The 13,327-nt window shown below is 75.7% G+C and carries 2 protein-coding genes; both read right to left on the bottom strand.

Annotation, left to right across the window (positions count from 1 at the left end; all coding sequences use genetic code 11):
* Positions 1-2,499: type I polyketide synthase (locus B086_RS0129800; protein ID WP_420712590.1), on the bottom strand; the 2,499-nt coding region annotated here is incomplete at its 3' end.
* Between the two features lie 13 nt (positions 2,500-2,512).
* The coding region (locus B086_RS41190; protein ID WP_037874210.1) for a type I polyketide synthase at positions 2,513-13,327 on the bottom strand (10,815 nt) is incomplete at its 5' end.

The following is a 13,327-nucleotide window of genomic DNA, read 5'->3' as shown; positions in this document are numbered from 1 at the left end:
CTCGACGAAGAACCGGAACCCCTCCCCCAACAGCGACTCCGTCGCCCTCCCGAACTCCACCGTCTCCCGCAGATTCCGATACCAGTACCCGGCATCCAAAGACTCCGTGTCCAGCCAGCCACCCGTCACCGTCGAGAAGAACGGCACCACACCCGAAACAGGAACAACCCCCGCCAGATCAGCAAGCAACCGCTCCCGGATCTCCTCCACATGCGAGGAATGCGACGCATAATCCACATCGATCAACCGCGCCCGCACACCCTCCCCGGCCAACCCCTCCACCAGCGCCGCCACCGCGTCCGCATCGCCCGAAACCACCGTCGACGACGGGCCGTTCACCGCCGCCACCGACAACCGGCCACCCCACCCCTCTAGACGCCCACGCACCTCCCCCACCGGCAACGGCACCGACGCCATACCCCCACGCCCCGCCAACGCCCCCACCGCACGGGACCGGAGAGCCACCACCCGCGCCCCGTCCTCCAGACTCAGACCACCCGCCACACACGCAGCCGCAATCTCCCCCTGGGAGTGACCCACCACCGCATCCGGAACCACACCGAACGACCGCCACACCTCCGCCAACGACACCATCACCGCCCACAACACCGGCTGCACCACATCAACCCGCTTCAGCAGCCCCTCCGAACCCAACGCGCCAGCCAACGACCAGTCCACATAAGGCGCCAGAGCCCGACCACACTCCGCCATCCGCCCCGCGAACACACGCGACTCGTCCAGCAGCCCCGCAGCCATCCCCACCCACTGCGAACCCTGACCCGGAAACACCCACACCGAACGGCCCGACGACACCCCGTCGCCCCGCACCAGTCCCGGCACCGTCCGGCCCTCGGCCAGGGCTTTCACGCCGTCGATCAGCCCGTCCTGGTCGGTCCCCACGATCACGGCCCGCCGCTCGAAGGCGGTGCGCGTGAGGGCGAGGGCGCGGCCGGTGTCGGCGGCCCGCAGGGGTCCGGGGCCGGCGTTCAGGTGGGCCAGCAGCCGGGCCGCCTGGTCGCGCAGCGCCTCGTCGGTACGCCCCGACAGCACCCAGGGCAGCGGATACGCGTCGCCGTCGGCAGCGGGTTCGGCGGCCGCCGGTTCGGCTTCCTCCGCCGGGGCCTGTTCCAGGATCAGATGGGCGTTGGTGCCGCTGACGCCGAAGGCGGACACCCCTGCCCGGCGCGGACGACCCGTGTCGTCCCAGGCGCGGGCCTCGTCGAGGATCTCCACGGCCCCCGACGACCAGTCCACCATGGGCGTCGGCCGGTCAGCGTGCAGGGTCCTGGGCAGTTCGCCGTGCCCGATCGCCAGCACCATCTTGATGACGCCGCCCACTCCGGCCGCCGCCGAGGTGTGGCCGATGTTCGACTTCAACGAGCCCAGCCACAACGGGCGGTCGGCAGGCCGGTCCTGGCCGTACGTGGCCAGCAGCGCCTGCGCCTCGATGGGGTCACCGAGGGTGGTGCCGGTGCCGTGCGCCTCCACCACGTCCACATCCGCCGCCGTCAGACCCGCGTCCGCCAACGCCGCACGGATCACCCGCCGCTGCGACGGACCACTGGGCGCCGTCAGACCATTGCTCGCACCGTCCTGGTTCGTGGCCGAACCGCGGACGACGGCCAGCACCGGATGCCCGTTGCGCCGGGCGTCCGACAGCCGCTCCAGCAGCAGGACGCCGACGCCCTCGGACCAGCCGGTGCCGTCCGCGTCGGCCCCGAACGCCTTGCAGCGGCCGTCGGCCGACAGAGCGCGCTGGCGGCTGAACGCCACGAACGCGTCGGGGGTCGCCATCACCGACACCCCGCCGGCCAGGGCCAGCGTGCAGTCGCCCGCCCGCAGGGCCCTGATCGCCAGATGCAGGGCGACCAGGGACGAGGAGCAGGCCGTGTCCACGGTCACCGCGGGCCCTTCCAGGCCCAGGGTGTAGGCGATCCGGCCGGAGACCACACTGCTCGCGGTCCCGGTGTCCAGCAGCCCTTGGACGTCGGGGAGGTGGCGCGAGCCCGCGCCGTAGCCGTTGCCGATCGCCCCGAGGAAGACACCCGTGCCGGTGCGCCGCAAGGTGCGGGGGTCGATCGCGGCCCGCTCGACGGCTTCCCAGGCGGTCTCCAGTGCCAGCCGCTGCTGGGGGTCGGTCGCCAGGGCCTCGCGGGGCGAGATGCCGAAGAACTCCGCGTCGAAGTCGGCCGCGTCGTGGAGGAAGCCGCCGTGCCGGGTGTAGGAGGTGCCGGGCCGCTCGGGGTCCGGGTCGTAGAGGCCCTCCAGGTCCCAGCCGCGGTTGACCGGCCAGGCGGAGATCGCGTCGGTGCCCCGGGAGACCAGATCCCACAGCAGTTCGGGCGTGTGGGCGCCGCCGGGGTAGCGGCAGGCCATGGAGACGATGGCGATCGGTTCGTGGCGGGCCCGCTCGGCCTCGCGCAGTTGCCTCCGGGCATCACCGAGGTCCGCGGTGGCGCGCCTGAGGTAGTCGAGCAGCTTCTTGTCGTCGGACATCAGTGCCAGCTCTCTCTCAGGCGTTGCCGAAGTCGTTGTCGAGCAGGGCGAACAACTCGTCCGCCGTCGCCGTTTCCGTCGCCGTGGCGGTGTCGTCCACCGGTGCGGGCGGTGGTGCCTCGCCGCCCGGCGCGCCCGCGCGGCGACCCCAGTCGCGCAGCAGCCCGGTCAGCCGTTCGCCGACCCCGTCGGTGTCGGCCGCTCGGGGCGGGACGGCCGCGAGGAGCGCGGCCAGCCGGTCCAGCTCGGCCAGCAGCGGCGAGGGCGGTTCGGGCGCGGCGGACAGCTCCGCGTCCAGGAAGGCGGCGAGCGCCTCGGGCGTCGGATGGTCGAAGACGACCGTCGGCGGGACGGCCAGCCCGGTGGCCTCGCACAGCGCGTTCCTGAACCGCACCGCGAGCATCGAGTCGAAGCCGACCTCGGAGAAGGAGCGTTCCGGGCGCACCGGGCCGGCTCCGCGATGGCCGAGGACCGCGGCCGCGTGCCGGATGACCAGGTCGAGCAGCGCCTGACGGCGTGCCTGCCGGTCCAGCGGTGCCAGCCGGGCGGCCAGGCGTACGGCGGGGGTACCGTCGTCGCCCGCGGCCTCCGCCTCCGCCTTCTCCGCGGCCTCCTCCGCCCCCTCGGCCCCCTCGGTCGGCGTTCCGGTGGCGGCCGCGGCGGCCGTCCGGCCCGGTGTGGGCAGCCAGTACCGGTCGCGCTCGAAGGGATACGTCGGCAGCGGGAGAGGGGACGGGCCGCCCGGCCCGGAAGCCCCTGTCCAGGGCGTCCAGTCCACCGGGCCGCCGCCGGCCGCCCACGCCTCGGTCAGCGAGGCCAGCAGCCGGTCCCGGCCACCGTCGCCGCGCCGCAGCGTGCCGACCGCCGACACCTCCCGCCCGGCCTCCGCGGCCACCGCCTCGATCCCGGCGAGCAGCACCGGATGCGGGCTGACCTCGACGAACAGGGTGTGACCCGCGTCCAGCAAGGTGCGGGTCGCACCGGCGAAGTCGACCGGCTCGCGCAGGTTGCGGTACCAGTAGGCGGCGTCGAGCGATTCCCCGGCGACGGGTCCGCCGGTCACCGTCGAGTAGAGCGGGACGGCCGAGGCGCGGGGGCGTATCCCGGTGAGAGCTTCGCGCAGTTCGTCCTCGATCTCGGCGACCTGGGCCGAGTGGGCCGCGTAGTCCACCGGGATCGCCTTGGCCCGTACGCCTTCCCGGTCGCAGGCCGCGAGCAGGGCGGCCAGTTCCTCGGGCTCCCCGGCGACGACCACGGCGCCGGGGCCGTTCACCGCGGCCACGCACACACGTCCGCCGGGGGGCAGCAGACCCGTGGTCTGCTCGGCGGAGGCGGCGACCGACACCATGCCGCCGCGTCCCGCCAGCCTCAGCAGCGCCCGGCTGCGCAGCGCCACCACGAGGGCCGCGTCGTCGAGCGACAGTGCTCCGGCGACGCAGGCGGCGGCGATCTCGCCCTGGCTGTGCCCGACGACCGCGTCCGGGGTGACCCCGGTGTCGCGCCAGTGCGCGGCCAGCGCGACCAGCACGGCGAAGAGCACCGGCTGGACGACGTCCACGCGGTCGAGTGCCGGTGCGCCGGGCGTGCCGCGCAGGACCTCGGTCAGGGACCAGTCGATGTGCGGGGCGAGCGCCCGTTCGCAGGCGGCGACGGCGGTGGCGAACGCCTCGGAGGTGTCGAGCGCCGCCACGGCCATACCGGCCCACTGCGAGCCCTGGCCGGGGAAGACGAAGACCGTGCGGCCGCCACGTGCCCGGTCCTGCACGGCGTCGGGCGCGGGTTCTCCCGCCGCGAGGGCGTCCAGCCAGCCGAGGAGCGCGTCGCGGTCGCGGCCGGTGGCGGCCGCCCGGAAGGGCAGGGCGGGGCGGGTGGTGGCGAGCGCGCGGGCCGGTCCGGCGGCGCCCCCGCGGGGGTCGGCCCGCAGGTGCTCGCCCAGTCGGCGCGCCTGTCGGCGCAGGGCCGCGGGGGTCATGGCGGAGAGCAGCCAGGGAACCGTGGTCCCGGTGTCCTCCCACGGTTCGCCGCACGTGCCGTGGGGCGGCCGGGCGTCGGCGGCGGGCGCTTCCTCCAGGACGGCGTGGGCGTTGGTGCCGCTCATGCCGAACGCGGAGACGCCGGCCCGGCGCGGCCGGCCGCCGTCCGGGGCGTCCCAGGGGCGGGCGTCCGCGAGCAGCCGTACCGCGCCGGCCGACCAGTCCACCCGGCTGGACGCCTGCTGTGCGTGCAGGGTGGCGGGGAGCACGCCGTTCCGCAGTGCGAGGACCGTCTTGATGACCCCGGCGACCCCGGCGGCGGCCTGGGTGTGCCCGATGTTCGACTTCAGCGACCCCAGCCACAACGGCCGGTCGGCGGGCCGGTCCTGACCGTACGTGGCCAGCAGCGCCTGCGCCTCGATGGGGTCGCCGAGAACGGTGCCGGTGCCGTGCGCCTCGACCAGGTCGATGTCGGCGCCGGACAGTCCCGCCGTGGACAGCGCGGTCCTGATCACCCGCTGCTGTGCGGGGCCGCTCGGGGCGGTGAGGCCGTTGCTGGCACCGTCCTGGTTCACCGCGGTGCCCCGTACGAGGGCGAGGACCGGATGCCCGAGGCGGCGCGCGTCGGTGAGGCGTTCCACGAGCAGTACGCCCACGCCTTCGCCCCAGCCCGTGCCGTCGGCCCCTTCGGCGAAGGAGCGGCAGCGGCCGTCGGGCGACAGGCCCTGCTGGCGGCTGAACTCGACGAAGACGTCCGGGCTCGCCATCACCGCGGCGCCGCCGACCAGGGCGAACGAGCAGTCCCCGGCGCGCAGCGCCTGGCCGGCCAGATGCAGGGCCACCAGCGAGGACGAGCAGGCCGTTTCCACGGTCACGGCGGGGCCGCCGAGTCCGAGGGTGTAGGCGACGCGGCCGGAGGCGACGCTGGTGACCGTGCCGCTGAGGAGGTGCCCCTCGATCTCGTCGGACGGATCCTGCGGGCCGGTGCCGTAGCCCTGGGCGGCGACGCCGACGTAGACGCCGCCGTCGCTGCCGCGTACCGACGCGGGATCGAGTCCCGCCCGCTCCAGCGCCTCCCAGCTGGTTTCGAGCAGCAGTCGCTGCTGCGGGTCCATGGCCAGTGCCTCACGCGGGGAGATGCCGAAGAACTCCGCGTCGAACTCGGCCGCCCCGTCCAGGAATCCGCCGCCGGTGGTGTAGAAGGTGCCCGGGTGCAGGGGGTCCGGGTCGTAGAGGGTGTCCAGCGGCCAGCCGCGGTCGGCGGGCAGCGCGGTGACCGCGTCCACTCCGTCGGCCACCAGCCGCCACAGGTCGTCGGGCGAGCGGACACCGCCCGGGAACCGGCAGGCCATCGAGACGATCGCCAGGGGCTCCACGGCCGCGGCGGGCCCGGCCGCGCCGCCGACGTCGGCTGCGGCTGCGGCTGCGGCTGCGGCTGCGGCTGCGGCTGCGGAGTCCGCCGCGGCCGTGCCGATCGTGTCGGTCGTGCCCGTCGTGCGCGTCGTTCCGGTCGTGCCCTTCGTGTCGGTCGTGCCGTCGTCGTTTCGTTCCGGGCCGTTCAGCTCGGCGAAGAGGTGCGCGGCGAGGGCGGCTGCCGTCGGGTGGTCGAAGACGGAGGTGAGCGCCAGCGGCAGAGCGGTGGCCGCGACCAGCCGGTTGCGGAGTTCGACGGCGGTGAGCGAGTCGAAGCCGACCTCGCGGAACGGGCGGTCGGCCGCGAAACCGGCGGCCGACTCGTGGCCCAGCACGGCGGCCGCCTCGCTCCGGACCAGTTCCGTCAGCAGCTTGCGGCCCTCGGCCTCGGGCAGCCGGTGCAGCCGGTGCCGCCACGACGGTTCGCCGCCCGTACCGGGCCCGGACCCGGCGGCGGCCTCCGCCGCCCGGGGCTCCGGGGCGGCGGGCAGGCCGCGCAGCAGCGCGCTGTCCCGCACCGAACCGAAGGTGGGCACGAAGCGGCTCCGGTCCAGCTCGGCGACGACCGGTTCGCCCTCGTCCAGGGCCAGCGCCAGGCCGAGCGCGGAGAGCGCCGCCTCGGGAGCCATCGGCACCAGCCCATGACGGCGCAGCCCGTCGCCCACGGCCCCGGCGGCCATGCCCGCGCCGGCCCAGGGGCCCCAGGCCACCGAGGTCGCCCTCAGGCCCCGGCGGCGCCTCGCCGCGGCGAGGCCGTCCAGATGGGCGTTGGCCGCCGCGTACGCGCCCTGGCCGCCGCTGCCCCAGGTGCCCGATATCGAGGAGAACAACACGAAGGCGTCCAGCGGGCAGTCCTCGAACAGGGCGTCGAGGTGGGCCGCGCCGCGTGTCTTGGCCGCCGTCAGCCGGGCCAGTTCGGCCGGTGTGCAGTCCATCAGCGCGGTGTCCGAGGTGAGTCCCGCGGTGTGCACCACGCCCCGTACGGTCTCGCCCGCGTCGCGCAGCCGCTCCAGGACCCGTTCCAGCGCGGCGCGGTCGGCGACGTCGCAGGCCAGCAGGGTGCTCCGGGTGCCGAGCGCCGCCAGAGCGCCGGTCAGCTCGTCGGCTCCGGGGGCCTCGGGGCCCCGCCGGCCGAGGAGGACGAGGTGTTCCGCCCCGCGCTCGGCGAGCCAGCGCGCCACCTGGGCGCCGAGGCCGCCGGTGCCGCCGGTGACGAGGACCGTGCCGCGCGCCGTCCACGGCGCGTGCGCTGGTGCCGCGGGCTCCGGCGCGGGGACGAGGCGGCGGCCCAGCGGCACCGGCGCGCGTACGGCCACCTGGTCCTCGCCGTCCCGTCCGGCCAGCACCGCGCACAGCCCGTCCAGCGCGGGCCCGTCCAACCGGTCCGGCAGGTCGACCAGGCCGCCCCAGCGCAGCGGGTGCTCCAGGGCCGCCACCCGGCCAAGGCCCCACACCTGGGCCTGCTCGGGACGGATCTCCTCCGTGCCGTCAGCGGCCACCGCGCCGCGGGTGGCGCACCACAGGGGTGCGTCGATGCCGCTGTCGCCCAGTGCCTGGAGCAGCAGCAGGGTCCCGGTCAGACAGGTGTCGAGCGTCCGCAGGTCCGGATGGGGTCCCTCGGCCAGGGACAGCAGGGACAGGACGCCCGCGAGTACGCCGAACTCCGGCAGCAGCGAGGCCAGTTCAGCGCGTTCGACGGCGTTCCCGACCCGGATCACGAGCACATCGGCGCCGTGTCCGGCGAGGGCCTGTTCGCAGGCGAGCGCGGTGTCCTCGGCGCCGGGCCCGTCCGGGGTGACGAGCAGCCAGCGACCGGAGAGGCGGGGCGCCGCGGGCGCGGCGAGCGGCTCCCAGGCGATGCGGTAGCGCTGGGGACCGGCGGGGATCGCGGTCCCCCGGCGGCGCCAGGCGGCGGGGGCCGGGTCCGGGGCGGCCTCCGGCCAGAAGCGCCTGCGCTGGAAGGCGTACGTGGGCAGGTCGACCCGCCGTACGCCGGTGCCGCTCCAGCCCGCCGACCAGTCCACCGGTACGCCGCGCAGGTGCAGCGAGGCGAGGGCGGTGCGGACCGCGTCCGGCTCGCCGCGGCCGTCGCGCAGCAGCGGCACCGTCCCGGTGCCGCCGGGGGCAGGAGCGGGGGTGGGCTCGGGGCCGGGGTCGGAGAGACAGGCGTGGAGCATGCCGGACAGCACGCCGCCCGGTCCGATCTCGAGGTACGTCGTCGCGCCCTCGGTGCGCAACCGGCGGGCCCCTTCCAGGAAGCGCACGGTGCCCCGGACGTGGCGTACCCAGTGGTCGGGTGAGCGAAGCTCCGCGGCCGTGGCCGTCCGCCCGGTCAGGTTGGAGACGATCTCGATGCCGGGCGCGTGGTAGGTCAGCGACTCGGCCACGTCCCGGAACGCGTCGAGCATCGCGTCCGTCCGGGCGGAGTGGAACGCGTGGCTCACCTTCAGGCGCCGGGTCCGCCGTCCTCGGGAGCGGAACACCCCGGCCAGGCGCCGTACCGCGTCCGCGTCACCGGACAGGACCACCGAGGCGGGCCCGTTGACGGCGGCGATGTCCACCGCGTCCCGGCCCGGTTCCCGGCCCGCTCGGCCCGGTTCCCCGCTCGCTTCCCGCTCCGGGACGGGGTGCCCGGCGCGGTCGTCCAGCAGGGCCTGACGTACTTCCTCCTCGGTGGCCTCCACCGCCACCATCGCCCCGCCCTCGGGCAGTTCGTCCATGAGACGGCCCCGGGCCGCGACCAGGGCGCAGGCGTCGGGCAGGTCCAGCACGCCGGCCGCGTGGGCGGCGGCGAGTTCACCGATGGAGTGCCCCATCAGCAGGTCGGGCCGCACACCCCAGTGCCGTACGAGCCGGAACAGCGCCGTCTCCAGGGCGAACAACGCGGGCTGGGTGTACCGGGTGCGGTCGAGCAGATCCGCGCCGGGTGTTCCGGGCCCGGCGAACAGGATGTCGCGCAGCGGGAGGTCGAGGTGCGGGTCCAAGCCGGTCAGCACCTCGTCGAGGGCGTCGGCGAACACCGGGTCGTCACGGTAGAGCTCCGCACCCGCTCCGGCCCGCTGGCTGCCCTGTCCGGGGAAGAGGAATGCGGTCCGGCCGGGGCGTACGGGACCGCCGGTGAGCAGGCGGCCCGCCGACCTGCCGTGCGCGAGTGCGGTGAGCGAGCGCCGGACGGCCGCCCGGTCCCGTCCCAGGACGGCGGCCCGGTGTTCGAGCGGGGCGCGTCCCGTGGCGAGCGAGTAGGCGACGTCCGGCAGTTCGAGGTCCGGGTCGGCGTCGAGCCGGCTCACCAGCCGGCCGGCCTGTGCGCGCAGGGCCTCGGGCGTCCTGGCCGAGAGCAGCAACGGCACGGACGGGCCGGTACGGCGGGCGGTGGCGGCGGTGTGGGTGGTGGGGGCGGCGGTGTGCGAGGCGGGCACGACCGCGACGGCAGGTGCCTGCTCGATGATGACGTGCGCGTTGGTGCCGCTGATGCCGAACGACGACACGCCCGCCCGACGCGGGCTCCCGGTCTCCGGCCACGGGGTGCGCGCGGTGAGCAGGCGGACGCCACCGCCGGACCAGTCGACGTGCGGGTTCGGCGTCCCGGCGTGCAGGGTTCCCGGCAGTTCGCCGTGGCGGATGGCCAGCACCATCTTCATCACCCCGGCCACCCCGGCCGCCGCCTGGGTGTGCCCGATGTTCGACTTCACCGAGCCGAGCCAGAGCGGACGGTCCGCCGGGCGCGCCGGCCCGTGGACGGCTTGGAGCGCCTGCGCTTCGATGGGATCGCCGAGCCTCGTCCCGGTGCCGTGGGCCTCGATCGCGTCGATCTGGTCGGCGCGCAGCGCGGCGTCGGCCAGGGCGGCGCGGATGACCTGCTGCTGGGACGGGCCGTTGGGAGCGGTGAGCCCGTTGCTCGCGCCGTCCTGGTTCACGGCGGTGCCGCTGATCAGCGCGAGCACGGGACGGCCGTGGCGCAGGGCGTCGCTGTGGCGCTCCAGCAGCAGCACTCCGGCCCCCTCGCCCCAGCCCGTGCCGTCGGCCTCCGCCGAGAACGCCTTGCACCGTCCGTCGGCGGCGAGCCCGCGCTGACGGCTGAACTCCACGAAGAGCCGCGGGGTGCTCATCACCGTCACCCCGCCCGCGAGGGCCTGCTCGCAGTCGCCGCGCCGCAGCGCCTGTACGGCCAGGTGGAGCGCCACCAGCGACGAGGAGCACGCGGTGTCGACGGTGAGCGAGGGGCCCCGGAGGCCGAGGACGTAGGACAGCCGCCCCGACAGCACGCTGGCCGTGTTGCCGGTCAGCAGATGGCCCTCGGAGACTCCCTCGGCGCCCTCCAGCAGCGCGGAGTAGTCCTGGCCGTTGGTGCCGATGTAGACGCCGACCGGCCGGTCTTTCAGCGCGGTCGGGTCCTGCCCGGCGCCCTCGACCGCCTCCCAGGCGGTCTCCAGGAGCAGCCGCTGCTGCGGGTCCATGGCCAGGGCCTCGCGCGGCGAGATGCCGAAGAACTCCGCGTCGAACTCGGCGGCATCATGCAGGAAGCCGCCCTGTCTGGTGTACGTGGTACCGGCGCGGTCGGGGTCCGGGTCGTACAGCCCCTCGGTGTCCCAGCCCCGGTTCGAGGGCCAGTCGCCGACGGCGTCGACGCCCTTCGAGACCAGGTGCCAGAAGTCCTCGGGCCGCGCGACCCCACCGGGGAAGCGGCAGCCCATGCCGACGACCGCGATCGGCTCGCTGGCTCCGGGCTCCGCCGCCCGGCTCGCCTCGGCGCCGGCGGAGCGGGCGGACCCGGCGGTGCCGCTCGCCGCGTCCGGCAGGCCCAGGCCCAGATCCGCGAGCAGCCGGCCGGCCAGCGCCGACGGCGTGGGATGGTCGAACAGGACGGCGGCGGGCAGGGCCAGCCCGGTGACGGCGGCGAGCCGATTGCGCAGCTCGACCGCCGTCAGCGAGTCGAAGCCGAGCGCGGAGAACGCCTTTCCGGGCTGGACCGCGTCGGCGTCGGGGTGGCGCAGGACCGTCGCCGCGTGGGTGCGTACCAGTTCGGTGAGCGCCGCGACCCGGTCCTCGTGGCGCGGCAGTACGGCGATCCGCTGGCGCAGGGCGTCGGCGGAGCCGCCGTCCTCCCGGACCGCCGGCGGTGCGGTGGTGCCGGGGGCGGGCCCCGCGGCGGCCGGGTCCGGAATCCCGTCGAGCAGGGCGGCGGAGCGCGGGCCCATGGCCGTGGTGAAGCGCCGCCAGTCGACATCGGCGACCACGACCAGCGCGTCGTCCTCCGCGAGTGCCCGGCCGATCGCGGTGACGGCCGTCTCGGGCTCCATCACCGGCATACCGGAGTCCCGCAGTCGCGCGGCGACGTCGTCCGCCAGCATGCCCGGTCCGGCCCAGGCTCCCCAGGCCACGGACGTGCCGGGCAGCCCGGCCGCCCGGCGGGCGGCGACGAGCGCGTCGACGGCGGCGTTGGCCGCCGCGTAGTTGCCCTGCCCGGCGTTGCCCACGACGCCCATCACCGACGAGAACACCACGAAGGCCGACAGGTCGAGACCCGCGGTGGCCTCGTGCAGGTTCCGTGCGGTGGTCAGTTTGGCGCGCAGCACCGCGGCGAGCCGTGCGGGGTCCAGCGCGTCGAGCACACCGTCGTCGAGGACGCCCGCCGCGTGGATGACGGCGGACAGCGGGCACCGCGCCGGGATGCCGGCGACCAGCGCCGCCAGTGCGGCCGGGTCGGCGGCGTCACAGGCCGCGAAGTCCGCTTCGGCGCCCAGCGCCGCCAGTTCCGCCCGCAGCGCGTCCGCGCCGGGCGCGTCGGCGCCGCGACGGCTGACCAGCAGCAGCCGCTCCGCGCCCTGGTCCGCGAGCCAGCGCGCCGTGTGCGAGCCGACGCCACCGGTGCCGCCGGTGACGAGGACCGTACCCCGCCAGCGCGGTCGCGTACGCGCCTGGACGGCCGCGCCGTCCCCGCCCCCCGCACGGACCTCCGGCGGCCTGGACGGCGGGGCGGGCCGGAGACGGCGTCCGTGGACCCCGGTCGAGCGCACCGCCACCTGTTCCTCATCGGCCGCTGCTCCCGCGAGCACCGCGCACAGGCGGCGGGCGGCCCGTGCGTCCAGCACCTCGGGCAGGTCGATCAGACCGCCCCGGCGATGCGGGTGCTCCAGGGCCAGCGTCCGGCCCAGGGCGGCGGACGCGGCCTGAGCGACGTGTCCGGGCCGCTCCGCGCCGCCGAGGACCGCCGTTCCCTTCGTCAGCGTCCAGAGCCGGGCGTCGACGGCCGCGTCCTCCAGCGCCTGGGCCAGCGCGAGGGTCAGCGCCGCACCGCCGGGCAGGTCCGGGTGTCCGGGATGGGGGCGCTCCTCCCAGGACAGCAGGGACAGCACGCCTGCGAGCGGCTGCTCCCCGGCGGTCTTCGTGAGCAGAGCGGCCAGTTGTCCGCGGGTCGCGCCCGGATCGGCGACGACGCACGGGAGAAGGTCGGCTCCGGCCTCGCCGAGGGCGTCCAGGACGGCCGCCGCGTCGTCGCCCTCGGGACGCAGCGCGAGCCAGCGACCGGCGAGGCCGTCCGCCGGCGCGACCGACAGGGGTGCCCAGGCGACGCGGTAGCGCCAGGATTCCGCGCGCCGTTCCCGGCTTCTGACGGTGCGCCAGCTCGCCAGGGCCGGCAGGACCTCGTCCAGGGCCGCGCGGCCGACCCCGAGAGTTTCGGCGAGCCGGGCGGGGTCCTGTGACTCCAGATCGTCCCAGCCGTCCTCGGCGGGGGCGGGCGGGACGGCGGCGGGGGCCTTCAGCCAGTAGCGGCTGCGCTGGAAGGCGTACGTCGGCAACTCCACCCGCCGCGCTCCCGGGAACGCCCCGGACCAGTCCACCTCCAGTCCGCACTCCCACCCGCGCCCCACCGCACGCAACACCTGCTCCGAGCCGCCTTCTCCGCGCCGCAACGTCCCCAACACAGCGGCATCCACACCAGCCGCCTCCGCCGACTCCCCCACCGCCACACCCAGCACCGGATGCGGACTGGACTCGACGAAGACACGGTGCCCGGCCGCGAGGAGCGCGCGGGTCGCCCGCTCGAACTCGACGGTCTCCCGCAGATTCCGGTACCAGTACCCGGCATCCAGAACGCCCGTGTCCAACAGGCCACCCGTCACACTCGAATAGAACGGCACCGCACCGGAAAGCGGCACGATGCCTCCCAGCTCAGAGAGCAACTGCTCCCGGATCTCCTCCACGTGGGAGGAATGCGACGCATAATCCACATCGATCAACCGCGCCCGCACACCCTCCCCGACCAACCCCTCCACCAGCGCCGCCACCGCGTCCGCATCGCCCGAAACCACCGTCGAGGACGGGCCGTTCACCGCAGCCACCGACAACCGGCCACCCCACCCCGCTAGACGCCCACGCACCTCCCCCACCGGCAACGGCACCGACGCCATACCCCCACGCCCCGCCAACGCCCCCACCGCACG

The organism is Streptomyces sp. PsTaAH-124 (assembly GCF_000373685.1).
GTDB classification, from domain to species: domain Bacteria; phylum Actinomycetota; class Actinomycetes; order Streptomycetales; family Streptomycetaceae; genus Streptomyces; species Streptomyces andamanensis.
The sequence above is the reverse complement of the archived record's forward strand: the minus strand, read 5'-3'. Positions and strand labels throughout refer to the sequence as shown.